This window comes from Pseudomonas sp. GW821-FHT09E04 (assembly GCF_059416185.1).
Window position 1 is genome coordinate 610,295 of record NZ_JBWKOR010000001.1, and the last position, 26,350, is coordinate 636,644.

At 59.1% G+C, this 26,350-nt stretch carries 28 protein-coding genes; 13 read left to right on the plus strand and 15 right to left on the minus strand.

Annotation, left to right across the window (positions count from 1 at the left end; translation table 11 throughout):
* Positions 1-38 precede the first annotated feature (38 nt).
* From AC07N4_RS02770 to AC07N4_RS02780, 3 genes are all read right to left on the minus strand, one after another.
* Entirely contained in the window at positions 39-1,664 is a 1,626-nt protein-coding gene (locus AC07N4_RS02770) for a HAMP domain-containing methyl-accepting chemotaxis protein (protein ID WP_273538729.1), read from the minus strand.
* Positions 1,665-1,888: 224 nt separating this feature from the next.
* A complete protein-coding gene (locus AC07N4_RS02775; RefSeq protein WP_493064894.1) occupies positions 1,889-3,028 on the minus strand; it encodes a glycerate kinase in 1,140 nt (379 codons plus the stop codon).
* 91 nt (positions 3,029-3,119) lie between these two features.
* Positions 3,120-4,244, minus strand: coding sequence for a sugar diacid recognition domain-containing protein (locus AC07N4_RS02780; RefSeq protein ID WP_102622672.1), 1,125 nt, complete (start codon positions 4,242-4,244; stop codon positions 3,120-3,122).
* 171 nt (positions 4,245-4,415) lie between these two features.
* On the opposite strand from AC07N4_RS02780, the gene AC07N4_RS02785 reads away from it, so the two are divergent.
* On the plus strand, positions 4,416-5,726 hold the full coding sequence (locus AC07N4_RS02785; RefSeq protein WP_102622673.1) for an MFS transporter: 1,311 nt from the start codon (positions 4,416-4,418) through the stop codon (positions 5,724-5,726).
* Positions 5,727-5,889: 163 nt separating this feature from the next.
* On the opposite strand, the gene AC07N4_RS02790 is transcribed toward AC07N4_RS02785, so the two are convergent.
* Both AC07N4_RS02790 and AC07N4_RS02795 read right to left on the minus strand, forming a co-directional pair.
* Positions 5,890-6,261, minus strand: coding sequence for a DUF6124 family protein (locus AC07N4_RS02790; protein ID WP_493064895.1), 372 nt, complete (start codon positions 6,259-6,261; stop codon positions 5,890-5,892).
* Between the two features lie 351 nt (positions 6,262-6,612).
* Positions 6,613-6,978, minus strand: coding sequence for a VOC family protein (locus AC07N4_RS02795; RefSeq protein WP_102622225.1), 366 nt, complete (start codon positions 6,976-6,978; stop codon positions 6,613-6,615).
* Between the two features lie 97 nt (positions 6,979-7,075).
* Here AC07N4_RS02795 and AC07N4_RS02800 point away from each other — a divergent pair, with 97 nt between their 5' ends.
* From AC07N4_RS02800 to rarD, 3 genes are all read left to right on the plus strand, one after another.
* Positions 7,076-7,975, plus strand: coding sequence for a LysR family transcriptional regulator (locus tag AC07N4_RS02800; protein WP_493064896.1), 900 nt, complete (start codon positions 7,076-7,078; stop codon positions 7,973-7,975).
* A gap of 69 nt (positions 7,976-8,044) precedes the next feature.
* Positions 8,045-9,058 carry an aldo/keto reductase gene (locus tag AC07N4_RS02805; RefSeq protein ID WP_493064897.1) on the plus strand — a complete coding sequence of 338 codons (1,014 nt, stop codon included), beginning with the start codon at positions 8,045-8,047 and terminating at the stop codon, positions 9,056-9,058.
* Between the two features lie 284 nt (positions 9,059-9,342).
* Positions 9,343-10,224, plus strand: coding sequence for an EamA family transporter RarD (rarD, locus tag AC07N4_RS02810; protein WP_493064898.1), 882 nt, complete (start codon positions 9,343-9,345; stop codon positions 10,222-10,224).
* A 60-nt stretch (positions 10,225-10,284) separates the two neighbouring features.
* On the opposite strand, the gene hppD is transcribed toward rarD, so the two are convergent.
* Both hppD and AC07N4_RS02820 read right to left on the minus strand, forming a co-directional pair.
* Complete coding sequence (hppD, locus tag AC07N4_RS02815) at positions 10,285-11,361, minus strand: 4-hydroxyphenylpyruvate dioxygenase (protein WP_493064899.1); 1,077 nt, start codon at positions 11,359-11,361, stop codon at positions 10,285-10,287.
* Between the two features lie 246 nt (positions 11,362-11,607).
* Positions 11,608-12,555 (minus strand): DMT family transporter, encoded by a 948-nt coding sequence (locus AC07N4_RS02820; RefSeq protein WP_493064900.1) that lies wholly within the window; start codon positions 12,553-12,555, stop codon positions 11,608-11,610.
* A gap of 77 nt (positions 12,556-12,632) precedes the next feature.
* On the opposite strand from AC07N4_RS02820, the gene AC07N4_RS02825 reads away from it, so the two are divergent.
* The 3 genes from AC07N4_RS02825 to AC07N4_RS02835 all read left to right on the plus strand — a co-directional run bounded on the left by AC07N4_RS02825 (position 12,633) and on the right by AC07N4_RS02835 (position 15,757).
* The gene (locus AC07N4_RS02825) at positions 12,633-13,505 is read left to right on the plus strand and encodes a LysR family transcriptional regulator (RefSeq protein WP_102622229.1); all 873 of its coding nucleotides are present in this window, start codon (positions 12,633-12,635) and stop codon (positions 13,503-13,505) included.
* A gap of 115 nt (positions 13,506-13,620) precedes the next feature.
* Positions 13,621-15,156 carry an EAL domain-containing protein gene (locus AC07N4_RS02830; RefSeq protein WP_102622230.1) on the plus strand — a complete coding sequence of 512 codons (1,536 nt, stop codon included), beginning with the start codon at positions 13,621-13,623 and terminating at the stop codon, positions 15,154-15,156.
* A gap of 235 nt (positions 15,157-15,391) precedes the next feature.
* Positions 15,392-15,757 carry a histone-like nucleoid-structuring protein, MvaT/MvaU family gene (locus AC07N4_RS02835; RefSeq protein WP_096821522.1) on the plus strand — a complete coding sequence of 122 codons (366 nt, stop codon included), beginning with the start codon at positions 15,392-15,394 and terminating at the stop codon, positions 15,755-15,757.
* 208 nt (positions 15,758-15,965) lie between these two features.
* On the opposite strand, the gene AC07N4_RS02840 is transcribed toward AC07N4_RS02835, so the two are convergent.
* Positions 15,966-16,484: a DUF4946 domain-containing protein gene (locus AC07N4_RS02840; protein ID WP_102622231.1), complete on the minus strand. Its 519-nt coding sequence runs from the start codon at positions 16,482-16,484 to the stop codon at positions 15,966-15,968.
* 142 nt (positions 16,485-16,626) lie between these two features.
* On the opposite strand from AC07N4_RS02840, the gene gloA reads away from it, so the two are divergent.
* Positions 16,627-17,148: a lactoylglutathione lyase gene (gene gloA, locus AC07N4_RS02845; RefSeq protein WP_065260490.1), complete on the plus strand. Its 522-nt coding sequence runs from the start codon at positions 16,627-16,629 to the stop codon at positions 17,146-17,148.
* A gap of 92 nt (positions 17,149-17,240) precedes the next feature.
* Here gloA and ahpF read toward each other — a convergent pair whose 3' ends face one another.
* From ahpF to AC07N4_RS02860, 3 genes are all read right to left on the minus strand, one after another.
* On the minus strand, positions 17,241-18,803 hold the full coding sequence (gene ahpF, locus AC07N4_RS02850) for an alkyl hydroperoxide reductase subunit F (RefSeq protein ID WP_096821525.1): 1,563 nt from the start codon (positions 18,801-18,803) through the stop codon (positions 17,241-17,243).
* A gap of 128 nt (positions 18,804-18,931) precedes the next feature.
* The gene (gene ahpC / locus AC07N4_RS02855) at positions 18,932-19,495 is read right to left on the minus strand and encodes an alkyl hydroperoxide reductase subunit C (protein WP_003224621.1); all 564 of its coding nucleotides are present in this window, start codon (positions 19,493-19,495) and stop codon (positions 18,932-18,934) included.
* A 136-nt stretch (positions 19,496-19,631) separates the two neighbouring features.
* A complete protein-coding gene (locus tag AC07N4_RS02860; RefSeq protein ID WP_192558106.1) occupies positions 19,632-20,570 on the minus strand; it encodes a site-specific integrase in 939 nt (312 codons plus the stop codon).
* Positions 20,571-20,747: 177 nt separating this feature from the next.
* Here AC07N4_RS02860 and AC07N4_RS02865 point away from each other — a divergent pair, with 177 nt between their 5' ends.
* Positions 20,748-21,752, plus strand: coding sequence for a DNA-binding protein (locus AC07N4_RS02865; RefSeq protein WP_096821528.1), 1,005 nt, complete (start codon positions 20,748-20,750; stop codon positions 21,750-21,752).
* Here AC07N4_RS02865 and gorA read toward each other — a convergent pair.
* Both gorA and galU read right to left on the minus strand, forming a co-directional pair.
* Positions 21,749-23,107 carry a glutathione-disulfide reductase gene (gene gorA / locus AC07N4_RS02870; protein WP_102622235.1) on the minus strand — a complete coding sequence of 453 codons (1,359 nt, stop codon included), beginning with the start codon at positions 23,105-23,107 and terminating at the stop codon, positions 21,749-21,751. The two genes, AC07N4_RS02865 and gorA, sit on opposite strands and share 4 nt — an antisense overlap.
* Before the next feature lie 129 nt (positions 23,108-23,236).
* Positions 23,237-24,076, minus strand: a complete 840-nt coding sequence (gene galU, locus AC07N4_RS02875) for a UTP--glucose-1-phosphate uridylyltransferase GalU (RefSeq protein WP_085710029.1) — start codon at positions 24,074-24,076, stop codon at positions 23,237-23,239.
* Between the two features lie 247 nt (positions 24,077-24,323).
* Here galU and AC07N4_RS02880 point away from each other — a divergent pair, with 247 nt between their 5' ends.
* Positions 24,324-24,512 (plus strand): hypothetical protein, encoded by a 189-nt coding sequence (locus AC07N4_RS02880; protein ID WP_096821531.1) that lies wholly within the window; start codon positions 24,324-24,326, stop codon positions 24,510-24,512.
* A gap of 150 nt (positions 24,513-24,662) precedes the next feature.
* Positions 24,663-24,944 (plus strand): hypothetical protein, encoded by a 282-nt coding sequence (locus AC07N4_RS02885; protein ID WP_176504872.1) that lies wholly within the window; start codon positions 24,663-24,665, stop codon positions 24,942-24,944.
* Between the two features lie 3 nt (positions 24,945-24,947).
* Here AC07N4_RS02885 and AC07N4_RS02890 read toward each other — a convergent pair whose 3' ends face one another.
* Both AC07N4_RS02890 and AC07N4_RS02895 read right to left on the minus strand, forming a co-directional pair.
* A complete protein-coding gene (locus AC07N4_RS02890) occupies positions 24,948-25,178 on the minus strand; it encodes a hypothetical protein (protein WP_096821535.1) in 231 nt (76 codons plus the stop codon).
* Between the two features lie 72 nt (positions 25,179-25,250).
* Complete coding sequence (locus AC07N4_RS02895) at positions 25,251-25,607, minus strand: hypothetical protein (protein ID WP_096821537.1); 357 nt, start codon at positions 25,605-25,607, stop codon at positions 25,251-25,253.
* A 211-nt stretch (positions 25,608-25,818) separates the two neighbouring features.
* On the opposite strand from AC07N4_RS02895, the gene AC07N4_RS02900 reads away from it, so the two are divergent.
* Positions 25,819-26,121 (plus strand): DUF1883 domain-containing protein, encoded by a 303-nt coding sequence (locus tag AC07N4_RS02900; protein ID WP_007958929.1) that lies wholly within the window; start codon positions 25,819-25,821, stop codon positions 26,119-26,121.
* A 28-nt stretch (positions 26,122-26,149) separates the two neighbouring features.
* Positions 26,150-26,326 carry a hypothetical protein gene (locus AC07N4_RS02905; RefSeq protein ID WP_169430549.1) on the plus strand — a complete coding sequence of 59 codons (177 nt, stop codon included), beginning with the start codon at positions 26,150-26,152 and terminating at the stop codon, positions 26,324-26,326.
* Positions 26,327-26,350: the final 24 nt, after the last annotated feature.

A 26,350-nucleotide genomic window follows, 5' to 3' on the forward strand; every position in this document is an offset into this window, starting at 1 on the left:
CGTCTCCTGATTGCGCGGTCTCCAGCCTTCACCCTAGGTCAAATCACAAACCGCGCCACCATCGCATTCAAATCCACCGCCAGGCGCGACAGTTCGTGAGTCGCGGCGCTGGTCTGGTTGGCGCCGGCGGCCGATTGGGTGGCCAGGTCGCGGATGTTGACCAGGTTACGGTCGACTTCACGGGACACCTGCGCCTGCTCTTCCGAGGCACTGGCGATCACCAGGTTGCGCTCGTTGATCTGGTTGATCGACTGGGTGATCTGCTCCAGCGCGACGCCAGCGGCGCGGGCCATTTCAAGAGTGGACTGGGTGCGCTGGTTGCTTTGCTGCATCGACTCGACCGCTTCACCGGTGCCGTTCTGGATGCCGGCGACCATTTTTTCGATTTCCTGGGTCGATTGCGCGGTGCGATGGGCCAGTGCGCGAACCTCGTCCGCCACCACGGCGAACCCGCGTCCGGCTTCACCGGCACGCGCCGCTTCGATGGCGGCGTTGAGCGCCAGCAGGTTGGTCTGTTCGGCGATGGCGCGGATCACGTCCAGCACCTTGCCGATGTCGCGGCCCTGAGCCGCCAGGCCTTCGATCATTTGCGCGGTGTTCTGCACGTCGTGGGTCATGGTCTGGATCGCGTCGACGGTTTTCACCACCTGGTCGCGACCTTCGCGGGCGGCGTGGGTCGACTGGTTCGACGCTTCGGAAGTCGACACCGCGTTGCGTGCAACCTCTTCCACCGCAGCGGTCATTTCGTTGACGGCGGTGGCGGCCTGTTCGATTTCGTCGTTCTGCTGTTGCAGGCCACGGGACGCTTCTTCGGTCACGGCGCTAAGTTCTTCGGCAGCGGCGCCCAGTTGCGTGGCGGAACCGGCAATCTGTTCGATGGTTTTACGCAGGTTGGCCTGCATCGCGGCCAGGGCTTCGAGCAGACGCGCCGGTTCGTCCTTGCCGTCGATTTCGATGGTTTTGGTCAGGTTGCCGCCAGCAATGGTTTGCGCAGCAGCGACGGCGCGGTTCAACGGGGTGACGATGCTGCGGGTCAGCAACCAGGCCAACAGCACCGTGGCAAATGCTGCGAAGACCGCCACGATGACAATGCCGGTGATCGCGCTGTCGTAGTGTTCACCGGCCTGAATGGACGCGTCCTTGGCACCGGCGGCATTGATCGCAATCAGTTTGTTGAGCTGCTCGCCCATCTGGTCGGTGCCGTCTTTGATCTTCGTGTTGATCAGGGTGCGCATGTCCTCGACCTTGTCCTGACGCGACAAGTCCATCATCTGGTTCTGGGCTTGCAGGTAGTTGTCCAGGGTCGTCGCGAAAGCCTGGTATTGCGCGCGCTCTTCACTCTCGGCCGGCAATGCGGCGTAGGCGGCCTGAGCGCTGCGTACCTTGTCCACCAGCACGCCGATGCGAGTCTGTGCTTCTTGCAGGCCGGCAGCGTCACGGTTGACCAGAATGCGGAACGACAGGATCCGCAGGCGCAAGACGTTTTCCGTCACCACGCCAAGGTAAGTGACGCTGGGCAACTGATTGGTCTGCATTTCGACAGAGGCCTGGCGGATGACCGACATGCGGTTGACGGCGAACACGCCGAGCACGATCACCAGCAGGGCAATAAAGGCAAAACCGAGGAAGGCACGGGGCGCGATATTCAGATTACGCAAGGACATAGGAAGGCTCTCGGAAAGTCGAAGCTAAGAGCATCCATGCCGTAATCACTGGCCCGCGAGGGCGGGCTTCAGTCCGGCGTCACTGTTTGTGGAAGTCTTGTGCGCGCCTGATCTTTATATCGGCCAGGCTTGAGGAATTTTGCAGGTAAAGAACAAATATTTTTCAAATTATTGCGAGTGTTTCGCTATTGAAACACCCGACGTTTTAGATGATGGGTGACAGGTCAGTCCGGAGTCGCCATGCGCCAGACGCGGGCAATGTCCGTAGCGCGCTCGCGCAGCAGACGCGGCGCTTCGGCGCAGGCTTGTTCGAGGGTCATCGGGCCGCTGGTGACGGCGAATGCGGCGTCGATGCCGTGACCGTAGAGTTCTTGATAGCCCTCGCCCAAGGTGCCGGCGATGACGATCACGGGGACGCCGTGTTGCTTGGCGATCCGCGCGACGCCAAACGGGGTTTTGCCGCGCAAGGTCTGCGCGTCGAAGCGCCCTTCCCCGGTGATTACCAGATCTGCGCCTTTCACTGCATCGGCCAGCCCGACCAATTCGGCGACCACTTCAACCCCGGCCTGGAACTGCGCGCCGAGAAACGCTTTGGCGGCAAAACCCAGTCCGCCCGCTGCACCGCTGCCCGGCTCATCACGAACGTCTTTATCCAACGCTTGCGCGCAGAGTTCGGCGAAGTGGCCCAGCGCCTGATCCAGTTGCTGCACTTGCGCGGGTGATGCGCCTTTCTGCGGACCGAAAATCGCCGAGGCGCCGTGGGGGCCACACAGCGGATTGTTGACGTCGGCGGCGATGTCGAAACGGACTTGTGCCAGACGCGGGTCCAGTTCGTTGAGGTCCAGTTTGGCGAGTTGCGCCAGCGCGAGGCCGCCCGGCACCAGCGATTGCCCTTGAGCGTCCAGCAACTTCACGCCCAGTGCCTGCATTGCACCAGCGCCGCCGTCATTGGTGGCGCTGCCGCCGATGGCGAGGATCACCCGTTGTGCGCCGGCATCCAGCGCTGCGCGGATCAATTCGCCCGTGCCGAAGGTACTGCTGATGCACGCATCGCGTTGCCCCGGCGGCACCAGTTGCAGACCACTGGCCTCGGCCATTTCGATGATCGCGGTGTGGTTATGCGGCAACCAGCCCCACGCCGCTTCGACCGCCGCACCCAACGGACCACGCACGCGGGTGCGACGCAGTTCACCTTCACACGCGGCGAGAATCGACTCCACCGTGCCTTCGCCACCGTCGGCCATCGGGCATTTGACCAGCGTCGCCTGCGGCCAGACCTGCGCCAGACCCAGCGCAATGGCTTCTGCAACGCCTTGGGCACTCAGGCTGTCCTTGAACGAATCGGGGGCGATGACGATTTTCATGCGAATTCTCCAGTTCCAATGCCCCTCATGCTGCCAGTCGCTTTGCGCGTTGACGCCTGTCCGCTGCACAAGTTGGATAGGCGTTTATTGTTCATTTCGACAAATCGTCAGTCTGCGGCAGCAATTGCACCCCGAGATACAGTGCCAACATGCCGTCGAGCCTCAGCGGATCGACCCCGCTCAACTCGGCAATTCGCTCCATCCGATAGCGCAGGCTGTTGCGATGAATCCCCAACGCATCCGCGCAAGCCTGGCTCTGCCCGTCGTGATCGCACCAACTGCGCAGGGTCGCGAGCAACTGGCCGTTGTTGTCCTTGGCGATGACCTTGCGCAACGGTTTGAGCAGTTCATCCAGCGCATCATCGTTGCGATGGCGCCAGAGCATGACCGGCAAGCGATAGCGATTGAGAGTCAGCAGCCGTGAACGTGGCAACACTTCGCGGCCATAGGCGAGCAAGTCGCCGACCCGCCGATAGCAACGGCGTAACCCGGCCAGCCCATCGGCCTGCCCACCGACGGCGATGCGCAGGATGTTCCAGCCCAGGCCATCGAGTTTTTCCAGCAAACGATCATGCTCGAGGTTCTGACTCGCTGGCCGGCACCACAGCAGTGACGACTTCGCGGAACTCACGCACCAGCTGTCCGGATAGCGCGTCATCAACCAGGCACTCAGCGCCTCGACGGTCTGCCCCGGCCCATGCTCCAGACCTAATTCAAACAGATAGGGCACCCGCGTCAGTTGCGGTTTCAGCCCGAGTTGCTGAGCTTCATCGACCAAACGCGGCGAGTCCCCTGCTTCGCTCAACAGCAACGCGAGCAAGTCATCGCAGCGTTGCCGCCGCCACTGCTGCTCGGATTGCTGATTGCGCTGGCCGACCAGCATTTCAGCCGTCATGCGCACCAGTTCGGCGTAAGTGCGCAATTGCTCCGGCTCACCGGTGATCCCGAGCACACCGATCAAACGCTGATCGAGCAGCAACGGCAGATTGATCCCCGGCTGCACGCCTTTCAGATGCACCGCCGTCTGCGCGTCAATCTCCACCACTCGCCCGTTGGCCAGCACCAGTTGCGCACCTTCGTGACGGGTGTTGATCCGCTCCGGCTCGCCACTGCCGAGGATCAGCCCCTGGCTGTCCATGACGTTGACGTTGTACGGCAAAATGGCCATGGCCCGGTCGACGATGTCCTGGGCGAGGTCGTGATCGAGTTCGAACATAAGGGCTGGAATCCTTGAAAACAGGCGCGGACGGTTGTTCACCCGCACAGGGTCTGGCGGCAAACCCTGTGCTCAGGCACAAAGACAATCCGGCCAAAGGTGGCCGAGACTCTCAGGGCGATCAACGTTACCCTTTGCATCGCAAAAAATCATAATAAAGAGAGAGCCGCCATGTCGCAGAGCGCCGCTGCCACCCAGACCATCGATGACGATAAAAATGCCGTCTACAAACGCGTCACCCTGCGTTTGATCCCCTTCATCTTCATCTGCTACCTGTTCAACTACCTCGACCGGGTCAACGTTGGATTTGCCAAACTGCAGATGCTTGACGCGCTGAAATTCAGCGAAACCGTGTACGGCCTTGGTGCCGGTATCTTCTTCATCGGCTACGTGCTGTGCGGCGTACCGAGCAACCTGGCCCTGACCAAATTCGGCCCACGGCGCTGGATTGCGCTGATGATGATCACCTGGGGCACGCTGTCGACCTGCCTGCTGTTCGTCACCACGCCGACCGAGTTTTACACCTTGCGCCTGTTCACTGGCGCCGCCGAAGCCGGGTTCTTCCCGGGCGTGGTGCTCTATCTCTCGCAGTGGTTCCCGACCTTTCGCCGTGGCCGGATCATGGCGCTGTTCATGTCGGCGATCCCGGTGTCGGGCCTGCTCGGCAGCCCGTTTTCTGGCTGGATCTTGAATCACTTCGCTGCGGGCCAGGGCGGCTTGGCTGGCTGGCAGTGGATGTTCCTGCTGCAAGGTATTCCGACCGTGATACTGGGCGCACTCGCCTACTTCCTGCTCAGCGATAACTTCGCCAACGCCAAATGGCTGACCCCGCATGAGCGTTCGGTGCTGGAAGCGGATCAGGCGGAAGACCTGGCGAACAAACCGAAAACCACTTCCGATTCGCTGATTGCGGTGTTCAAGAACCCGGCGATCTGGGCGTTTGGCTTGATCTACTTCTGCATCCAGAGCGGCGTGTACGCGATCAACTTCTGGCTGCCCTCGATCATCAAGAACCTCGGCTTCAGTGACAACCTGGTGATTGGCTGGTTGAGTGCGATTCCGTATCTGCTGGCGGCGGTGTTCATGCTGGTGGTCGGGCGTTCGGCGGACTTGCGCAAAGAACGTCGCTGGCACTTGGTGGTGCCGATGTTGATGGGCGCTGTCGGCCTGCTGATCGCGGTGAACTTCGCGGCGAATCCGGCGATTGCGATCCTCGGTCTGACCATCGCGACCATGGGTGCGTTGACCGGTTTGCCGATGTTCTGGCCAGTGCCGACTGCCATGCTGAGCGCGGGTGCTGCGGCGGGCGGGTTGGCGTTGATCAACTCGATGGGGCAGATGGCGGGGTTCTTGAGCCCTTACCTCGTGGGTTGGGTCAAGGACAGCACCGGGTCGACGGATGCGGCGTTGTATCTTCTGGCGGGGGTGATTGTTGGCGGGAGTCTGCTGGCGTTGCGGATGACGCGGACGTTGCGGGCCTGATTATTGGCAGACACACAAAAACGGCCCACTTCGGGCCGTTTTTCGTTTGATCGTTCCCACGTTCTGCGTGGGAATGCCTCAAGGGACGCTCCGCGTTCCAGCTCTGGAAGGGACGCGGAGCGTCCCGGGCTGCATTCCCACGCGGAGCGTGGGAACGATCTAGCTAAAGGGGAGTTTCAGTCTTCAGTTCCAGATTATCCAGCACCCGATTGACCGCCAGTTCCGCCAGCATGATCAGTTGCCCAATGCCCAGCATCACATGCCGCTGCGGCGCATCGATCATCCCGGCGAAATCGCTGGCCATGGTTTTGGCGGAGGTTAGGGTTTCGCAGGCGTCGGCCAGCAGTTCTTCGCTGTCGATGCCGGGGGCGATGAGGTAGCGGGTGTTGGGCTTGAGCAGCGGTTTTCTGGGGAGCAGCGGATTGAGGTAGTGATCGAGCGCGCGTTCGGCGGCTTCGTGGAATTTCTTTGAATCGAGGGTTTCGTAGGGGGACGTTGAATCGGCTTCGGGTGGATTGGGTGTTGGTTTGATCATGGTGAAACTCCTAAGGCGCTTATTGGAGCCACCACACTCGCTACCAAACGATGGTGGTGGCCAGACGCAGGTTGGTAGACCGGGCCTTAGGAGAAACGGCGCACCCGAAGGTGCCCTGCGAATGACCACCATAAAACAGAGACAAAAGACTCTACAAAATGGAGCACTCTGCACTTAAAGACCCGGGCTACCAAACCCGATCGCTGTTCTTTTCAGCGACGGGATAACGATAAAACCCGGCCCCCAAGCGCACAAGCCGGCGGATTCTGGCTTAGTCGTAGGCAACGGCGCAAGGTTGTGTAGCCTGCGGTGCGTGTCTGGACGTGTCCTTTAAACACCACGATTAAGCGCTCACAAGATCCCCGTTTTCGCATCCAGTTCCAGCACCAACCCGCCCGGCATCTGCACAAAAATCTGCCAGATCCCATCCTCCGGCACCTGCGCCACCTGATACGGCAACCCACTGCCTTGCACCCGCTTCAAAATCACCGCTGCATCTTCATCGGTACGAAACGCAATATGACTCAAAGCAGTCTCGCCCGGCGCAGGCTGCTCAATCACATGCACCAACGCCTGCCCATCCTGATACAACCAGCGCCCGGGAAACGGAAACGGTGGCCGACGCCCCGGCGTCAATCCCAATAACCCGCCGAAAGCGTCCTGCAGCGTCTGCCCGTCAGCGGTGTTGAAGGCGAGATGATCGAATGTCCACGTCATGTCTGTCTCCTGCGGTTATTCAGGATTCCAGTATCTGCGCTTGCCAATCCCGGAAAAATCCCGCAAAACGCCAAGGATCTTTAAAGGATTTTTACCAATGAGCTCGATTCTGGATCTTGAGATCTTCGTCCGCACCGCCGACTCCGGCAGCATTTCCGCCGCCGCCCGGGCGCTTGAGCTGACGCCGGCCGCCGCCAGCATCGCGCTGAAACGCCTGGAAACCCGCCTCGGCATCCGCCTCTTCGCCCGCTCGACCCGCAGCATGCGCCTGACCGAAGAAGGCCGGCGCTATCTGGAAAGCGTGCGTCTGGCGCTGGCCACCCTGGCAGAGGGCGAGCAGGCGCTGAAGCAGCAGACCGAAGGCCTGAGCGGCGTGCTGCAACTGGCGGCGCCGTCGGACTTCGGGCGCAACGTGCTGCTGCCGTGGCTGGACGATTTCAAGCGCGAGCACCCGTACATTCAACTGCAATTGCTGCTCAACGACCGACATGCGGACCTGTTTCGCGAGACAGTGGATGTGGCTCTGCGCTTTGGCGTGCCGAGTGATTCGACGCTGGTGGCGTTACCGATTCTGCCTGAGCATCGTCGTGTCGCCTGCGCCAGTCCTGCCTATCTGAAGCGCCACGGTACACCGCAAAATCCTGCCGACTTGAGCGAGCACAGCGCCCTGCTCTACCTGCGCAACGGTCGGCCCTATAACACCTGGCGCTTCCATCGCGACGACGAAACGGTCGAGGTCGAAGTACGCGGCGACTATCTCAGCGACGACGGCGAAGTCGCCCGCCGCTGGGCGCTCGCCGGGCACGGCATCGCCTACAAGGCCTGGCTCGACGTCGCCGAAGACGTGCGTGCCGGGCGGCTGCTGACGCTGTTCGATGACTGGCTCGGCGAGAGCGTGCCGTTTAATCTGCTGTGCCCGCACCGGGTGCAGGTGTCGGAACGGGTCAAGGTGTTGCAGGCGTTTTTGCGCGAGCGTTGCGAGGCGTTGCGCCGATAAATTCACTTTGCCGCGTCGGGCGCTTCTGGTATTTGATGGAAGCTTTCCCACCGACAAAAGGATTTCGGCATGAGCTATCGCACACTGGGTCACTCGGGGTTGCAGGTGTCCACCCTCACCCTCGGCACGATGATGTTCGGCGAACAGACCAGCGCGGAAGAGTCGCTGCGCATCATCGACAAGGCGTGGGATCAGGGCATCAATTTCATCGACACCGCGGACGTCTACACCAACGGCCGCTCGGAAGAGATCGTCGGCGAAGCCATCGCCCGTCATCGGCATGAATGGGTGCTGGCGACCAAGGTGGGTTTCGGCCCGGTGGACGGTGTGCCGAACCGCAGCGGTTTGAGCCGCAAGCACATCTTCAATGGTCTGGAGGCCAGCCTGACCCGGCTCGGCACCGACTACCTCGACATCTATTACCTGCACCGCGAAGACCACAACACGCCACTGGAAGTGACGATCTCGGCGATTGGCGATCTGATTCGCCAGGGCAAGATCCGTTATTGGGGCCTGTCGAACTATCGCGGCTGGCGGATTGCCGAGGTGATTCGCGTGGCGGACAAACTGGGCGTCGATCGCCCGGTGATCAGCCAGCCGCTGTACAACATCGTCAACCGTCAGGCTGAAACCGAACAGATCACCGCCGCCCAGACTTATGGCCTCGGCGTCGTGCCTTACAGCCCGCTGGCCCGTGGCGTGCTCAGCGGCAAGTACGCACCGGACGTGACCCCGGACGCCAACAGCCGTGCCGGGCGCCAGGACAAACGGATTCTGGAGACTGAATGGCGCGTGGAGTCGTTGCGCATTGCCCAGCAGATTCAGCAATACACAAAAGAGCGTGGGGTCGGGATTGTCGAGTTTGCGATTGCCTGGGTGCTGAACAACGGCGCAGTGACCTCGGCGATTGTCGGGCCGCGTACTGAAGAACAGTGGGATGCGTACACCAAGGCGCAGGCGGTGAAGATCACGGCTGAGGATGAGGCGTTTATCGATTCGCTGGTGACGCCGGGGCATGCGTCTACGCCGGGGTTTAATGATGTGAGTCATTTTGTGTCGGGCCGGAAACCGCGCCAGGCTTGAGATCGCTGCCCTCACCCTAACCCTCTCCCGGAGGGAGAGGGAACCGATTGGGGAACATTGAAGCTAAGCTTTTGCCTGAAGCTTTCGTGGTGAATCCATAATCGACTGGCCTTTTCAGGTCGACGGATTTCTTAAGACACCTCGGTCGGCTCCCTCTCCCTCCGGGAGAGGGCTGGGGTGAGGGATCTTTTGATTGTTGGAAATATTGAGCACTCGACCAATATTCAGCACAAAAACCACGTATCCTGCGCGCCCCGTTTGACCATCACCCCCGCGAGGACAGTTTGTCTAAAGGCATTGCTCTATCGGTGACAGCATCGACGCTGTTTGCCGTCATGTATTACTACACCTCGTTGCTCACCCCGTTGAGCGGCGTGGAAATCTTCGGTTGGCGGATGCTGCTGACCGTGCCCTGCATGACTGTGTTCATGTTGCTGTCCGGCGAATGGCGGCGGGTGCTGGAGTTGCTGCGCCGGATCCCAGCGCTGCCGAAGTTGATCGTTGGCCTGATCGTTTCGGCTGCGTTGCTGGGTGTGCAGTTGTGGTTGTTCATGTGGGCACCGCTCAATGGCTACAGCCTCGATGTATCGCTGGGCTACTTCCTGCTGCCGCTGGCCATGGTGCTGACCGGGCGCATCGCTTATGGCGAAAGCCTGTCGTACCTGCAAAAAGTCGCGGTGTTTTTTGCCAGCCTCGGGGTGTTGAACGAGTTGTATCAGGTCGGCGGGTTTTCCTGGGCGACGCTGGTGGTGGTCGTCGGTTACCCGTTGTATTTCGTGCTGCGCAAATACCTCAAGACCGACAACCTCGGCGGCTTGTGGGTCGACATGACGCTGATGCTGCCGGTGGCGTACTGGTTTGTACGCGGCGGCGAACAGGGTTTTGGCGTTTTCGATCAGTATCCGGCGCTGGCGTGGTTGATTCCGCTGCTCGGTCTGATCAGTGCGTCGGCGCTGGTGGTGTACATCATCGCCAGCCGCTTGCTGCCGTTCAGCCTGTTCGGTTTGTTGAGTTACGTGGAGCCAGTGCTGCTGCTCGGTGTGGCGCTGCTGCTCGGCGAAAGCATCAAACCCGGTGAATGGCTGACCTACATCCCGATCTGGCTGGCGGTGGTGGTGCTGGTGTTTGAAGGGTTCAAGCATCTGATGCGCCAGCGGCGCCCGTAAGACGCGCAATAAAAAGCCCGGCCTGCAACATTGCAGGCCGGGCTTTTTTACATCCGCAGATTACTCGGTAGCGAGTACGCCACGACGCACCTGGTCGCGCTCGATCGATTCGAACAGTGCCTTGAAGTTGCCTTCGCCGAAGCCATCGTCGCCTTTGCGCTGGATGAATTCGAAGAACACCGGGCCCATCAGGGTTTCCGAGAAGATTTGCAGCAGCAGACGCTTGTCTTCCTTATCCGACGCACCATCCAGCAGGATGCCGCGCGATTGCAACTGATCGACCGGCTCGCCGTGGTTCGGCAGGCGGCCTTCGAGCATTTCGTAGTAGGTGTCCGGCGGCACGGTCATGAAGCGCATGCCGATCTTCTTCAACTGATCCCAGGTCTTGACCAGGTCGTCGGTCAGGAAGGCGACGTGCTGGATGCCTTCGCCGTTGAACTGCATCAGGAACTCTTCGATCTGCCCGGCGCCCTTCGACGATTCTTCGTTGAGCGGGATGCGGATCATGCCGTCCGGCGCAGTCATCGCTTTCGAGGTCAGGCCGGTGTATTCGCCCTTGATGTCGAAGTAACGGATTTCACGGAAGTTGAACAGCTTCTCGTAGAAGTTCGCCCAGTAGGCCATGCGACCGCGATACACGTTGTGGGTCAGGTGATCGATGATCTTCAGGCCGGCGCCGACCGGGTTGCGGTCAACACCTTCGATGAACACGAAGTCGATGTCATAGATCGAGCTGCCTTCGCCGAAACGGTCGATCAGGTACAGCGGCGCACCGCCAATGCCTTTGATTGCCGGCAGGTTCAACTCCATCGGACCGGTTTCGATGTGGATCGGCTGAGCTCCGAGTTCCAGAGCGCGTTTGTAGGCCTTCTGCGAATCCTTGACCCGGAACGCCATGCCACACACGGACGGGCCGTGTTCAGCCGCGAAGTACGAAGCAACGCTGTGGGGTTCGTTGTTGAGGATCAGGTTGATCGCGCCCTGGCGATACAGGTGCACGTTTTTGGAACGGTGGGTCGCGACCTTGGTGAAGCCCATGATCTCGAAGATCGGCTCCAGGGTGCCAGGAGTCGGCGATGCGAACTCGATGAACTCGAAGCCCATCAGGCCCATTGGGTTTTCGTATAAATCTGCCATGGTTGGCGCCTCATCATTCTTATCAATTAACCAAAGTTATTTGTCAGTAATGCTGAGACCGGTGGGTGGCGCACAGGAGATGCCACGCACACTGCGGGCGAGGAAGTCACCGTAGATCAGTTGAAACCCGAATATCTTCATTGTCGACCCAAGGCTCTTGCGGGCGAGGCTTCTGCTGCCAGAAGACGATTATTATTGTATGCGTAACCCGATTCTACACAGCGTAAATAGGGTTGTCTGCCCTCTCTATAAAATCCGCTTTTTTCCGCCCGGTGCAAGGGGTTTGTTGCACAGCCAGATGCCCGACAGAATCAGCACGCCGCCCAGGCACATGGGCAGCGTCAGTTGCTCGCCCAGCAGGATTGCACCGGCCAGCACGGCGGTCAGCGGGTTGAGCGCAATGAACACGCCGGAGCGGGTCGCGCCGATTTTGCGGATGCCATCGTAGTAACCGATGTAGGCCAGCGCCGAGCCCAGCACCCCGAGATAGATCAGGCTCAGCCATTGCGTCATCCCCAGACTGGCCACCGCCGCCCCGCTCACTTCGCCGCGAACGGCAGCCAGTGTCCAGAGCATCAGCGTGCCGAGCAAAATCGAAAAGGTCACCGTCTGCAATGGGCCGATGCTCTGGTTGAGGCGGCGGGAGAACAGCGAATAAACACCCCAGCTCAACACGCAGCCAAGAATCAGCAGGTCGCCGATCCAGGCGTCTGGCGTTGCGGCCAGCAATTGCGGATTGCGGCTGACGATCACTACACCCGCACCAGCGATGCAAACCAGGATGCCAATGACTTTCAATCGACTCAGGCGCTCCTTGAACAGCAGCCATGACGCCAGGCCAATCACCGCCGGATTTAACGCAACAATCAGCGAAGCCCGCGATGCATTGATGTATTGCAAGCCGTAAAAGAAGCACAGGTTGTAGAAGAAAATCCCGAAGAACCCCAGCGATGCCAGTTGCAGCCATTGCCCCGCAGTCGGCCGTGCGAAGGGAATCCGCGCCAGCCACAAAAATCCAAGCAGCGCGACGCTGGCCAGCAAGAACCGAAGACTGGCAGCGAAGATCGGACTCAGACTGCCGGCCAGAAACCGCCCGGCCACCCAGGTCCCACCCCAGATCATGCTGACCATGGCCAGGTTCAGATAGACCGACATGTCCGAGGCGACCGGACGAATGGATTCATGACTGTTCATAACACTCCCGACGATGAAACTGACGAATGACGTATCATTCGACTGATTCAACATCATCGTAAAATGAGTCTTTACTCATGACCCTGACCCAACTCGAGATCTTTTCGCTGGTGGCCGAGCTACGCGGCTTCACCCTCGCCGCTCATCGCTTGGGGATTTCACAGTCGGCGGTGTCCCACGCCTTGAAGTCGCTGGAGCAGGAACTGGGCGTCGAATTGCTGCGCCGGCATCAATCACACGTGGAGCTCAGCGACATTGGCGAACAATTGCTGTTGCGCGCACGGGCCATGCTCGGGCTGGCCAACACACTGCGCCAGGAAGCCGCCGATGCGCGGGGCATGAAACGCGGCACGTTGCGTATCGGCTCGTTCGGCCCGACGTCATCGATCAGGTTGCTGCCGAGCATTCTTCGGCATTACCGCGAGGCGCATCCGGGCATCGAGGTGCACATCGACGAAGGGCCGGATCGGCAAGTGGTCCAGTGGCTTGAGGAGCGGCGGATCGATATCGGTTTCGTGGTCCTGCCTGAAGATCGATTCGACACGTTTGCCCTGGTGGAAGATCAGATGGTCGCCCTGCTCCCTCTCGATCATCCGCTGGCGACTCGTGATGCGTTGACCCTGAAGGCGCTGTGCAACGACCCGTTCGTGCTGACCGAGGCGGGTTCCTCGGAGTTGGTGTCGCGGATGTTCAACGCGGCAAAGTTGAGCCCGAATATCCGCTACCGCTGCTCGCAGTTGCTGAGCACCCTCGACACCGTGGGCCGGGGCGATGCCATTACGGTCGTGGCCGAGGGTTCTCTGCCGGTTGAGGCGGATCCGCGCTACGTGAAGCGACCGCTGTCACCCACCGTGCAACGACAAGTCGGTCTGGCCGTGCTTGACCAACGTCAGGCTTCACCCGCCGCCCTGGCCTTTATCCAGCTGGCGACACGGCTGGATTACCGATGAGCGGCACAAGCGCCATCGGCCATCTATCATGGGCACAGAGCAAACGCTTTCCGGAAGGTGCCCCGTTGCCCCGTCTGCAATCGAGAATCCCATTTCATCGCGACAGGATGCGCCCATGCCGCTGACCGCCCGGCCCCGCCGCAAACGCAGCACCCGAATCATCGTGACACTGCTTTGTGGCGCGCTTCCGATCATCATCGGCAGCGTCATTCTCCACATGCAGGCCGAACGCACACTCCAGCAGAGCTCCCGGGAAACCGCCAACGAAGCCCTGCGCCAATTCGAACTGATGCTCGACAACACCGCCCAGGCCGCGCGTGATTTGCTGCCGCTGGCAGGCCAGACGTGCGAGAACGTCAAACTGGCCTTGCGCGAACAGGTGACCCGCCGCCCGTTCGTTCGCTCGACCAACCTGGTGTGGGACAACAACCTCTACTGCAGTTCGCTGTTCGGCGACTTCAAAGAAGCGGTCAATCCCGGCGATTATGCCCAGGGCAAGTTGTGGCTCATGAACGGCAACCCGGTCACGCCTGACACCGCGCTGCTGGTGTATCGGCTGAGCGACGGTCGTGGTGGCGCACTGACCACGCTGGACGGTTATCACTTGAGCAATATTCTGCGGCTGATCGGACGGCAGACATTGCTGTTGCTGCAAGTGGGCAACACCTGGCTTTCCGCCGACGGCAAAGTGCACCAAGGCCCTCTGCCCGAGTTGCCGGTTGCGCAAAGTACCTTGAACTCATCGCACTACGCTTTCACGGTGTCGGCCGGTTTCCCTGAAGGTGAAACCTGGCGGTACATGAGCAACGAGTACCCGCCGTTGTTCAGCCTGCTGATGTTTTTTGGCGCGGTGTCCGGCGCGATCGGCTACAGCATGCAAAGACGCTCTACGTCGCCGAGTCACGAAATGCTTCGCGCACTGGAAGCGGGGGAATTCATTCCGTACTTTCAACCGGTAGTGCATGGCGACAGCAAACAATGGTCAGGCACTGAAGTGTTGATGCGCTGGAAGCATCCCAAAGAAGGCCTGGTGCGTCCGGACCTGTTCATACCGTTTGCCGAACACTCCGGGCTGATCGTGCCGATGACCCGTTCATTGATGCAACAGACCGCCGTTGCACTCGGGCCGCTGTCGTCTTCCTTTGTGGCGCCTTTTCACATCGGCATCAACATTACGGCCAGTCACTGCCAGGATCTGGAGTTGCTGGAAGATTGCCGCGAGTTTCTGGCGGCCTTCGCCCCCGGCAGCATCAGTCTGGTGCTGGAGTTGACCGAGCGCGAGTTGATCGAGCCCACCGACATCACCCATCAACTGTTTGCACAACTGCGCGCCATGGGCGTGAAGATCGCCATCGACGACTTCGGCACCGGTCATTCGAGCCTGGGTTACTTGAGAACATTCAATGTCGACTTCCTGAAGATCGACCAGACATTTGTCGCCATGATTGATAAGGACGCCCTGTCCCGCCACATTCTGGACAGCATCATCGAACTGTCCGACAAACTGGACCTTGGCACGGTAGCCGAAGGCGTGGAAACACAGACCCAGGCAGATTACCTGACCGCGCACCACGTCAACTTTCTGCAAGGCTATCTGTTTGGCAAACCGATGCCGGCCGCAGACTTCATCGATGCATTAACTCACCATTAACTAAACGCGATAAAACCGGCGGGCTCAGAGCGATCGCACCAAATTGATACAAGACATCGCTGTTTTTACATAAAGAAAAAGTCATGATTTACTCTTGACGCATTAACTACTACAATTTTTCTTACCTGTTGCTAGATTGGCAGGTGAGCCACTATCACCGAGTCGCTTCAAGGCTCTTGGCTTATAGCTTTGTTTGCGGTTGGTATCAGCCAAACACACTATTGGAGTAAAGATATTGTCCAGACTCGCTGAATTTCGCGCAGCCGAAAAGGCCCTTCAAGAACAGCTCAAGCAGCTGGAGTCGCTGAAGAACGATGCCGGGCTCAAGAAAGAAATCGAATTCGAAGAAAAGCTCCAGGGGCTGATGAAAACCTACGGCAAAGGCCTGCGCGACATCATCGCCATCCTCGATCCGAATCCGGCAAAATCCGGCCTGCAACAGGCCGCGGCACCTAAAACCCGCCGCGCTCGCGTGGTCAAGGTCTATCAGAACCCGCACACCGGCGAGCTGATCGAGACCAAGGGCGGCAACCATCGCGGGCTGAAGGCCTGGAAGGAACAATACGGTGCAGCCACCGTTGATTCCTGGTTACGCGGTTAATCCCTCGCAAACATAAAAGCCCTGCATTTGCAGGGCTTTTTTTTGGACGATATCTAACAAATGCAACAATTTCTTGTTGCGAAAGTTGAGAGCCAAACACCGTCTTGCACTGGAACTATGCTTCCGGATGTTGCGTCATTGCCGGGCGATCAACTTTGTATTTAATCACTTCAGGTATCTAACGCCCCACGGACCACCGAACAGCTGACTAAAATTTCAAGCTGTTTCTCGCCGCCACTATTTCATCCGCACTGGCCTTGTAAACCTCGGCCTGCCCGGCATAGGAAAGTACATAGGCTTTGTCTGCCTCTACTGCGGCAACCAATGTTTGTGACAGCACATGACGGCCGTTTTCGGTGACGGTGCAAGTGGTCTCAAGGGCCGCCAATGAACCGAGCGTGCTTGCATGAACCTTGTTGCAAACGCTCTGATAGCCGCCCTGGAAAAAGTCTTTCTGTACCGACTTGCGCATCTCCAGCAACACGCCTTGCAAATTGACCTGATGACCCGTTTCCACACGCGTCATCGTCAACTCCATCACCATGACCTGATTGCCATCGGCATCAGTCTTCACCGCCCGCTGACGGGAAACCTCCGGTGCGGTTTCGGGCAGCGCTTCGACTTGCCAGCCGGCGGGCCAGGTAATGCTCGGCGCCTCAGCGCAGGCCGCAGCCGCGATGAGGGACAAGCCGAAGAAAACGAACAGCGATTTGAACGGTCGGATCATTACCAGAGGCACTCGCGGATTGAGCCGTAAAGTCTGAGGCTCGCCCGCTTGCAGGGCAAGCCCGCGCTTTCGGTTTGGCGATGCCGCAAGGCATGCGTATCATTGCGCCCATTCACTCGCCCCAATTTGTTACGGAGGGCTCATGAGCCTGCAAGAACTGAACACTTTCCCTGGTGTGACCGCCACCCCGGACAGCGCAACCCGCAATTTCGTCTTCAACCACACCATGCTGCGCGTGAAGGACATCACCAAGTCGCTGGATTTCTACACCCGCGTACTGGGCTTCTCGCTGGTGGAAAAACGTGACTTCCCGGAAGCGGAATTCAGCCTGTACTTCCTCGCGCTGGTCGACAAATCGCAGATCCCGGCCGACGCCGCTGCGCGCACCGAGTGGATGAAGTCGATTCCCGGCATTCTGGAACTGACCCACAACCACGGCACCGAGAACGACGCGGACTTCGCTTATCACAACGGCAACACCGATCCGCGCGGTTTTGGCCACATCTGCATTTCGGTGCCGGACATCGTCGCCGCCTGCGCACGTTTCGAAGAACTGGGCTGTGACTTCCAGAAGCGCCTGACCGATGGCCGCATGAAAAGCCTGGCGTTCATCAAGGATCCGGATGGCTACTGGGTCGAAATCATTCAGCCGGCGCCGCTGTAAGCGCTGAAACCTCTCTTCCTTGGGGAGAGGATGTTGAAGAAATAAAAACCCCCATCATCGCTGATGGGGGTTTTCTTTTTCAGGCCCGGGATTTACGCCGGCGCTGAAGTGCGGATCAGGTGATCGAAGGCGCTGAGGGAAGCCTTGGCGCCCTCGCCTACCGCAATCACGATCTGCTTGTACGGCACGGTGGTCACGTCACCGGCAGCGAAGATGCCGGGGATCGAGGTTTCACCACGGTTGTCGACGATGATCTCGCCACGCGGCGACAGCTCGATGGTGCCTTTGAGCCAATCGGTGTTAGGCAGCAGACCGATCTGCACGAAGATCCCTTCCAGCTCGACAGTGCGCAGCTCGTCACTGTTGCGATCCTTGTAACGCAGGCCGTTGACCTTCTGCCCGTCGCCGGTGACTTCAGTGGTCAACGCACTGGTGATCACGGTGACGTTCGGCAGGCTGTGCAGCTTGCGTTGCAAGACCGCGTCGGCACGCAGTTGTACGTCGAACTCAAGCAAGGTTACGTGGGACACGATACCGGCCAGGTCGATGGCCGCCTCGACGCCGGAGTTACCGCCGCCAATCACCGCCACACGCTTGCCTTTGAACAGCGGACCGTCGCAGTGCGGGCAGTACGCCACGCCTTTGTTGCGGTATTCCTGCTCGCCCGGCACGTTCATTTCTCGCCACCGCGCACCGGTCGCCAGAATCACGCTCTTGGCTTTGAGGGTTGCGCCGCTGGCAAAGCGAACCTCGTGCAACTCACCGTTCTTGCCCGGGATCAGCTTGTCGGCACGCTGCAGGTTCATGATGTCGACGTCGTACTGCTTGACGTGTTCTTCCAGCGCGGTCGCCAGTTTCGGGCCTTCGGTTTCCTGTACGGAAATGAAGTTTTCGATGGCCATGGTGTCCAGCACCTGACCGCCGAATCGCTCGGCCGCAACGCCGGTACGAATACCTTTACGTGCCGCATAGATTGCCGCCGAAGCACCGGCCGGGCCACCGCCGACGACCAACACATCAAAAGCCTGCTTGGCGCTGATTTTCTCGGCCTGACGCTCGATGGCGCCGGTGTCGAGTTTGGCGAGGATTTCTTCCAGGCCCATGCGGCCCTGGCCGAAGTTTTCGCCGTTCAGGTAAATGCTCGGCACGGCCATGATCTTGCGATCGTTGACTTCGTCCTGGAACAGCGCGCCGTCGATGGCGACGTGGCGGATGTTCGGGTTCAGCACGGCCATCAGGTTCAGCGCCTGAACCACGTCCGGGCAGTTCTGGCAGGACAGCGAGAAGTAAGTCTCGAAGTTGAATTCGCCCTTGAGCGAGCGGATCTGTTCGATCACTTCGACACTGGCCTTCGAAGGGTGGCCACCGACTTGCAGCAGGGCCAGCACCAGCGAAGTGAATTCATGGCCCATCGGGATGCCGGCGAAACGCAGGCTGATGTCGGCACCCGGGCGGTTGATCGAGAACGACGGTTTGCGTGCATCGTCGCCGCTGTCGATCAAAGTAATCTGGTGCGAAAGACTGGCAACGTCTTTCAGCAGGTCGAGCATTTCACGGGATTTCGCACCGTCATCGAGAGAAGCAACGATCTCGATCGGCTGGGTGACCCGTTCCAGGTACGATTTCAACTGGGCTTTAAGATTGGCGTCCAACATACGGGCGATCTCCTGACTTTATTTGAGGCGAAAAAAAGCCCGAGCGAATCTCGCCCGGGCTTTTCTATTGGGCGGTGCAGCTTACTTAGGTAGGTGCGGAGTTCCGCCCTGCGTTGCGTGTCACAGACTTAGATCTTGCCGACCAGGTCCAGGGACGGAGCCAGAGTGGCCTCGCCTTCTTTCCATTTGGCTGGGCAAACTTCGCCTGGGTGAGCAGCAACGTACTGAGCAGCCTTGATCTTGCGCAGCAGCTCGGAAGCGTCACGGCCAACGCCGCCATCGTTCAGTTCAACGATTTTGATCTGGCCTTCAGGGTTGATCACGAAGGTGCCACGGTCAGCCAGACCAGCTTCTTCGATCAGTACGTCGAAGTTGCGGGAGATGACGTGGGTCGGGTCGCCGATCATGGTGTATTCGATTTTGCCGATGGCTGGCGAAGTGTTGTGCCAGGCAGCGTGGGCAAAGTGGGTGTCGGTCGAAACGCTGTAGATTTCTACGCCCAGTTTCTGGAAGGCAGCGTAGTTGTCGGCCAGGTCTTCCAGCTCGGTTGGGCAAACGAAGGTGAAGTCGGCTGGGTAGAAGAACACTACGGACCATTTGCCTTTCAGGTCAGCGTCCGAGACTTGTACGAAGTCGCCGTTTTTGAACGCGGTAGCTTTGAACGGTTTTACTTGGCTGTTGATGATAGGCATTGATGACTCTCCGTCAGGGTTGTGAATTCGATGGGTGAATCCTACCCACTCACTCGACGGATGGCTCATTGGCAAACCTGATGCTGCTGATTTGTTTTCGCTATTAGCTGACTGTATTAATAGAAGAAAACGATATCTACGACGACAACGGCTTATCCGTAATCCGGGCCATCCCGTGAAAGGGGCTCGCTTCAACATAGCGCATGGCGGACTTCATATCCTTCCAGCCCACGTAACTCATCAACGACTTGAGATCCCAGCCGCTTTGATGGGCCCAGGTGGCAAAGCCGCGCCGCAACGAGTGGCTGGTGTAGCGCTCGGCGGAGATCCCGGCGCGCTCCAGGGCCTGTCGCAGCAGCGGAATCACGCTGTTGGCGTGCAAGCCCTCCTCGCTCAGGTTGCCCCAGCGATCGACAGCGCGAAACACCGGGCCGCGTACGAGCGCCGCTTCGGTGATCCAGTCGATGTAAGCCTGCACCGGGCACAGCTTCAGCAACGCTGGGGCCTGATAGGTCTGACCGAGGTTTTCCCGGTCGCCCTTGCTGCGCGGCAGGTACAGGGTGATGCCGCTGCCGGCGTGGGCCTGCACATGCTCGATCTGCACCCGGCACAACTCGTCACTGCGAAAGCCCCGCCAGAACCCCAGAAGAATCAACGCGCGATCCCGACATGCTCTGAGTAGCAACGGCCGGTCCTGTTGTTCTCGGGCCTCTTTCATTTCCTGTTCAAGCCAGGCCACGGTCTGTTCAAGATCACGCAGTTGCAACGGCTCGGCCTGTTTTTCCTGCGCGGGATGCAGCGCACGGATGCCCTTGAAGACTTTGCGCACCACCGGCGTCTTGGTCGGATCGGCGAACCCCTGACTGTTGTGCCACTGCGCGAGTGCCGACAAGCGCAACTTCAGCGTATTGACCGACAGCACGCCTGCATGAGCCACCAGATACCGCGCGACGCTGTCAGCCGTCGCGGGCAGGAACCCGCCCCATACCGTTTCGAAATGCTCGACGGCCGCACGATAGCTGCGGCGGGTGTTGTCACGGGTGGCGGCTTGCAGATAGCGATCGATATCGCTCATGGGCTGATTTCTCGCAGATGTACTGATTTGAAGATTGAAAAGCGGATTCTGGCGCTTCACACGGGGTAATACCAGTATATCCCGCCCGTTCATCTTGAAACATTTAACTTTATTTTCAGCATGGTACACTGCGTACTTTGGTGGCATGTACCACAGTACGTAATCGTAGGAGCACATATGGCCCGTGGCGGCGTTAACAAAGCAGTAGTCCAGATCGCGCGCTCAGCGATCCTCGCCCGTGGCGAACACCCAAGCATCGACGCAGTACGCATCGAGCTGGGCAACACCGGATCGAAAACCACTATTCATCGCTATCTGAAGGAGCTGGATGACGGCAGCGAACCGGCTGATCCGTCGGCAGAACCGATTGATGACGAGCTGCTGGCGCTCGTCACGCGCCTGGCGCAACGCCTGAAAGAACAAGCACAGGAGCCGATTGACCAGGCTCGCGAACAGTACGAGCAGCAACGGCAGGCATTGGAAGCAGAGCTGAATCAGCTCCGTCAGAACCATGCGCAACTGGAGCAAAAGCACGACATCCAGGGCGCTGCGCTGGCCAAAGAGTCCGAAGCCTTGAGCGACACCCGCTCGATGCTGCAAACCGAACAGACACGCAATGCCGGCCTGAATCAGGCGCTGGCAGATTTCGAATTACGCTTGCAGGACAAGGACGAGCAGATCCGCTCGCTGGAAGAAAAGCACCTGCACGCTCGCGACGCGCTTGAGCATTACCGCAATGCCGTCAAGGAGCAGCGCGAACAGGAACAGAGCCGTCACGAAAGTCAGGTTCAGCAGTTGCAGATGGAATTGCGTCAGGCGCAGCAAAGCGCACTGGTACGCCAGGATGAAATCACTCAATTGCACCGCGACAACGAACGCTTGCTGACCGAAAACCGCGGCACATTGCGGGAACTGAGCCTGCTGCAGGATCAGCTCAAACACAGCAATCAACGTCAGGATCAACTGCTGGAGCAAGCGACGCGTGTTGACAGCGAACGCACCCTCCTCCAGGAACGTTTGCGCGTGGCATTGCTGGACAGCCAGACACTCAAGCAGAGCGTCGACGAGCACGCCCAACTCAACCAGTCACTGGAAAAGCAACTGACCCAGGCTCAGGACAGTTTGCGCCTGGCCACTACCGCTGCGGCAGCGCCAGACGCAAAAACTTCAAAGGACGATTAAGCGCCGACCGGCGTGCGCATGGTGACAAACTCTTCGGCCGCCGTCGGGTGCACCCCGATGGTGTCGTCGAAGTCACGTTTGGTTGCGCCGGCCTTCAGCGCGATCGCCAGGCCCTGCACGATCTCGCCGGCATCCGGCCCGACCATGTGGCAGCCCAGCACCTTATCGGTTTTGCCATCGACCACCAGCTTCATCAGCGTGCGCTCCTGGCATTCGGTCAGGGTCAGTTTCATCGGGCGGAAACGGCTTTCGTAGATCACCACGTCGTGCCCCGCCTCCCGCGCCTCTTCTTCGGTCAGGCCGACGGTGCCGATGTTCGGCAGACTGAACACTGCCGTCGGGATCATCTTGTAATCCACCGGACGGTATTGCTCTGGCTTGAACAGACGTCGCGCCACCGCCATGCCTTCAGCCAGCGCCACCGGCGTCAGTTGAACGCGACCGATGACATCGCCTAGCGCAAGAATTGACGGTTCGGTGGTCTGATATTGCTCGTCGACCTTGATGAAGCCCTTGTCGTCCAGCTGCACCTCGGTATTTTCCAGCCCGAGATTGTCCAGCATCGGACGCCGACCGGTGGCGTAGAACACGCAGTCCGCTTCCAGTACACGACCATCTTTGAGGGTCGCCTTCAGGCTGCCATCCGCCTGCTTGTCAATCCGCTCGATGTCGGCATTGAACTGCAGATTCATGCCGCGCTTGGTCAACTCTTCCTGCAGATGCTTGCGCACCGAGCCGTCGAAGCCGCGCAGGAACAGATCACCGCGATACAGCAACGTGGTCTCCGCACCCAGACCATGGAAGATTCCGGCAAATTCGACCGCAATGTAACCGCCGCCGACGACCAGGACACGCTTGGGCAGCTCTTTCAGGAAAAACGCCTGATTGGAGCTGATGGCATGCTCATGCCCCGGGATTTCCGGAATCTGCGGCCAGCCGCCCGTGGCGATCAGAATATTTTTCGCGGTGAAACGCTCACCATTGACCTCGACCTCATGCGGGCCAACGATCTTCGCGTGAGCTTCGTGCAGGGTCACGCCACTGTTGACCAGCAGATTGCGATAAATGCCGTTCAGGCGATTGATCTCGCGATCCTTGTTGGCGATCAGGGTCGCCCAATCGAAATTCGCCTCACCCAAGCTCCAGCCGAAACCGGACGACTGTTCAAAGTCTTCGGCGAAATGCGCGCCGTACACCAGCAGTTTTTTCGGCACACAGCCGACATTGACGCAGGTGCCGCCCAGATAACGGCTCTCGGCCACCGCCACTTTCGCGCCGAACCCGGCCGCAAAACGCGCAGCCCGCACACCGCCGGAACCGGCACCAATCACATAAAGGTCAAAATCGTAGGCCATTTCTATCTCCTCGGCAGGCGATCAGCATACCCGGCGTCGTCCGCTGGGCAAGCACTCCTGCCGATATAGGGGCGAAAAATGAAAAAGCCACCCGAAGGTGGCTTTTTCGTACAGACAGATCAGGCGCTATCAGTAGGCCTTGCCAGTCTTGTAGAAGTTTTCGAAGCAGAAGTTGGTTGCCTCGATGTAACCCTCGGCACCACCGCAGTCGAAACGCTTGCCCTTGAACTTGTAGGCCATTACGCAGCCGTTCTGGGCTTGCTTCATCAGGGCGTCGGTGATCTGGATTTCACCACCCTTGCCTGGCTCGGTCTGTTCGATCAGGTCGAAGATGTCCGGAGTCAGGATGTAACGACCAATGATCGCCAGGTTGGACGGCGCGTCTTCCGGCTTTGGCTTCTCGACCATGCTGTGTACGCGGTAGATGTCGTCGCGGATCATCTCGCCGGCAATGACGCCGTACTTGCTGGTCTCTGCCGGATCGACTTCCTGGATGGCGATGATCGAGCAGCGGAACTGCTTGTACAGCTTGACCATCTGGGTCAGTACGCCGTCGCCTTCGAGGTTGACGCACAGGTCGTCCGCCAGCACCACGGCAAACGGCTCATCGCCGATCAGCGGACGACCGGTCAGGATCGCATGACCCAGGCCTTTCATTTCAGTCTGACGGGTGTAGGAGAACGAGCACTCGTCCAACAGCTTGCGGATACCGACCAGGTATTTCTCTTTGTCGGTGCCCTTGATCTGGTTTTCCAGCTCATAGCTGATGTCGAAGTGGTCTTCCAGGGCACGCTTGCCACGGCCGGTCACGATGGAGATCTCAGTCAGACCAGCATCCAGAGCTTCTTCGACGCCGTACTGGATCAGTGGCTTGTTTACCACCGGCAGCATTTCTTTGGGCATGGCTTTAGTCGCTGGAAGGAAGCGAGTACCGTAACCGGCTGCTGGGAACAAGCATTTCTTGATCATATAAGTCCTTGAAAGGGCTGTGTGTACGAGTTTCGGCGCAGTCTAATCAGGCGGCGTGCACCTTACAATGCCCCGCACTGGCTAACCGATGTCAACATAGAGAAATATTCTGGCGGATAGTTCAATCCGCAAGCAGAAGCTGCGCATTCAGCGTAGCCCAAAGATTCAGGAACACCGCATCGACCCGCGCCCGTCCGCCCGTTTCCCGTTATCATGACGCCTTTGAACCAGCCAACGAGGCCGCTAGATGTCCGCAGCAAAAATCATCAACGGGTACACCGTCGCCAAGGCAAAAGATGGCCAGTGGCATATCACCGCCGCCAACGGCGAAGATGTGTCCGGTCCATTGCCCACTGAAGCGATGGCGATTGAGGTAGCCGCGGTGCTTGATTACACGCCTCCTGCACCGAAGCGTCGCGGCAAGGATCAGGACTGATCAGCTGTAACGCATCCAGAGCCCTGCCATTGCGCGGGGCTTTTTTTGAACATGAAGATGTGGCCAATCGCTATAACCTTTTCATGCCGGCGCTGTCATAGCGTCTAGCCCTCTCCTTCCGAAGACGACATCGCCATGAACACCCGTACGCTGCACCGCATGCTGCCCCTGTTAGCACTTCTGGCCCTGGCCGGCTGCGCCAGCTCTCAACCCACTTACCTGGACAACGGCGAGCAAGGGTTGAGCATCGATTGCTCCGGCGAGGCCAACTCCTGGGCAACCTGTTATGAAAAGGCTGACGCCTCCTGCGCCGGCACCGGCTATCGCATCGTCGGAACCGATGGCACACCGGCGTCCAAGGAAAGCGACAAAACGCTGGGTATCGATGTCGGCAACTACAAGAACCGTAGTGTCGTGGTGGTCTGCAAGTAAGTTTTACATGTGAATTTCGGCGAACTTGATCCCTAGCCCGCGAACGACCTCAATCAGGTCATCCAGACGGCCAAACGATTCGACTTCGTCGTTTTCATCCACCAGAAAATAACTGCGCCCGGCGCTCTTCTTGAAAAACACGATCCATTCACCCGAATTCGCCGGGTTCTGAATCACATGGGTGGCCGCGATCAGCCCCTCTTTATGGCGCTCGCGCACCTGTTCTCGCTTCATGCACATCTCCAGAAATGACAATGCCGCCCAGGCGTGACCTGGACGGCATCAATACCGATGACTGACAGTTTATCAGCCGGAAATGCACACCGTGGCGGCATTGCGCACATCCCTTGGACGTATCGGCACGTTGGACATGCGCTCGTGCAACTTGATGCTGCTGCCGCCGGAGCGGTCCTCAATGTCAAACACCGCTGCCGGGCCGGACGACAACTTCCCTGGCACGATCACCCGAACCCCGTCCTTGTGCGGCTCCATTTGCAGGGCCCCGCGGCTTTGCGCCAGCTTGTCGGCCAGACACTGTGCGTACTCGTGGGGTTTCTTGCCGGAAATGACGCTCATGGTCGGCAGTGTTTCATTGATTTCCGAAACACTTGCGCAACCACCCATCGCCAATGCCAACGGCACAAAGACCACACCCCACTTCATACAGAATCTCCTATAAAGACCCTCGGACAGCGTGAATGCCGTTTTTCTCCGAGGCTCATTGCATTTAACGCACATGAAATCGCGAATAACTGTTTTTAATTGTCAAAGCGGCGCCCGACGGCCGGATAATAACCTGTCCGGGCTGATAAACTGCGCCAATCGACCCTGCTATCGTTTTGATTTTGTAGAAAAAGCCCTTCTGGAGGCGCCCATGAAATTTATTCACCAGCGCGAGCACCTCAACGAAGACGACATCGTCGTCATCCAGTGCTCACAAACCTGCAACATCCGTCTGATGAACGACGCCAACTTCCGCAGCTTCAAGAACGGCGGCCGTCATACCTATCACGGCGGCGCGTTCGACACCTTTCCGGCTCGCATTACCGCGCCGAGCACCGGGTTCTGGAACATCACCATCGACACCGTCAACCGCCGTGCGATCAGCGTGACCCGCAAGCCGACCCTGACGCACTCGATCAAGATCATCCGTCGCTCCAGCTCGAAACTCAGCTGATCGGCTCCCTTAACGCAATCAGGTAAGCATGACCGTGGCCCAAACGACCAAATACGTCATCAAGTACAAACTGAACGGCGAGCGCCGCTTCGAATTCGCCCAGCTGGAAAACGGCACGCCGGAAGAAGCCAAGGCTGCGCTGGATGCCCTGCACGGCCAGAGCGAAGACGTGATCAGCGACATCAGCGTCAGCAAGGCGTTGTAAGACGCGGGTGACAATTCGACCGCA

What these genes read in the sequence shown, in the direction of transcription:
- ahpF (WP_096821525.1), bottom strand. Translation starts at nt 18,803, where the DNA reads ATGTTGGACGCCAATCTTAAAGCCCAGTTGAAATCGTACCTGGAACGG.
- AC07N4_RS02800 (WP_493064896.1), top strand. Translation starts at nt 7,076, where the DNA reads ATGAGCTCGATTCTGGATCTTGAGATCTTCGTCCGCACCGCCGACTCC.
- AC07N4_RS02900 (WP_007958929.1), top strand. Translation starts at nt 25,819, where the DNA reads ATGAAATTTATTCACCAGCGCGAGCACCTCAACGAAGACGACATCGTC.
- ahpC (WP_003224621.1), bottom strand. Translation starts at nt 19,495, where the DNA reads ATGCCTATCATCAACAGCCAAGTAAAACCGTTCAAAGCTACCGCGTTC.
- AC07N4_RS02880 (WP_096821531.1), top strand. Translation starts at nt 24,324, where the DNA reads ATGTCCGCAGCAAAAATCATCAACGGGTACACCGTCGCCAAGGCAAAA.
- AC07N4_RS02780 (WP_102622672.1), bottom strand. Translation starts at nt 4,244, where the DNA reads ATGTTCGAACTCGATCACGACCTCGCCCAGGACATCGTCGACCGGGCC.
- AC07N4_RS02890 (WP_096821535.1), bottom strand. Translation starts at nt 25,178, where the DNA reads ATGAAGCGAGAACAGGTGCGCGAGCGCCATAAAGAGGGGCTGATCGCG.
- AC07N4_RS02790 (WP_493064895.1), bottom strand. Translation starts at nt 6,261, where the DNA reads ATGATCAAACCAACACCCAATCCACCCGAAGCCGATTCAACGTCCCCC.
- AC07N4_RS02820 (WP_493064900.1), bottom strand. Translation starts at nt 12,555, where the DNA reads ATGAACAGTCATGAATCCATTCGTCCGGTCGCCTCGGACATGTCGGTC.
- gorA (WP_102622235.1), bottom strand. Translation starts at nt 23,107, where the DNA reads ATGGCCTACGATTTTGACCTTTATGTGATTGGTGCCGGTTCCGGCGGT.
- AC07N4_RS02840 (WP_102622231.1), bottom strand. Translation starts at nt 16,484, where the DNA reads ATGATCCGACCGTTCAAATCGCTGTTCGTTTTCTTCGGCTTGTCCCTC.
- galU (WP_085710029.1), bottom strand. Translation starts at nt 24,076, where the DNA reads ATGATCAAGAAATGCTTGTTCCCAGCAGCCGGTTACGGTACTCGCTTC.
- AC07N4_RS02905 (WP_169430549.1), top strand. Translation starts at nt 26,150, where the DNA reads ATGACCGTGGCCCAAACGACCAAATACGTCATCAAGTACAAACTGAAC.
- AC07N4_RS02795 (WP_102622225.1), bottom strand. Translation starts at nt 6,978, where the DNA reads ATGACGTGGACATTCGATCATCTCGCCTTCAACACCGCTGACGGGCAG.
- AC07N4_RS02865 (WP_096821528.1), top strand. Translation starts at nt 20,748, where the DNA reads ATGGCCCGTGGCGGCGTTAACAAAGCAGTAGTCCAGATCGCGCGCTCA.
- hppD (WP_493064899.1), bottom strand. Translation starts at nt 11,361, where the DNA reads ATGGCAGATTTATACGAAAACCCAATGGGCCTGATGGGCTTCGAGTTC.
- AC07N4_RS02860 (WP_192558106.1), bottom strand. Translation starts at nt 20,570, where the DNA reads ATGAGCGATATCGATCGCTATCTGCAAGCCGCCACCCGTGACAACACC.
- AC07N4_RS02825 (WP_102622229.1), top strand. Translation starts at nt 12,633, where the DNA reads ATGACCCTGACCCAACTCGAGATCTTTTCGCTGGTGGCCGAGCTACGC.
- AC07N4_RS02895 (WP_096821537.1), bottom strand. Translation starts at nt 25,607, where the DNA reads ATGAAGTGGGGTGTGGTCTTTGTGCCGTTGGCATTGGCGATGGGTGGT.
- gloA (WP_065260490.1), top strand. Translation starts at nt 16,627, where the DNA reads ATGAGCCTGCAAGAACTGAACACTTTCCCTGGTGTGACCGCCACCCCG.
- AC07N4_RS02805 (WP_493064897.1), top strand. Translation starts at nt 8,045, where the DNA reads ATGAGCTATCGCACACTGGGTCACTCGGGGTTGCAGGTGTCCACCCTC.
- AC07N4_RS02830 (WP_102622230.1), top strand. Translation starts at nt 13,621, where the DNA reads ATGCCGCTGACCGCCCGGCCCCGCCGCAAACGCAGCACCCGAATCATC.
- AC07N4_RS02775 (WP_493064894.1), bottom strand. Translation starts at nt 3,028, where the DNA reads ATGAAAATCGTCATCGCCCCCGATTCGTTCAAGGACAGCCTGAGTGCC.
- AC07N4_RS02770 (WP_273538729.1), bottom strand. Translation starts at nt 1,664, where the DNA reads ATGTCCTTGCGTAATCTGAATATCGCGCCCCGTGCCTTCCTCGGTTTT.
- AC07N4_RS02785 (WP_102622673.1), top strand. Translation starts at nt 4,416, where the DNA reads ATGTCGCAGAGCGCCGCTGCCACCCAGACCATCGATGACGATAAAAAT.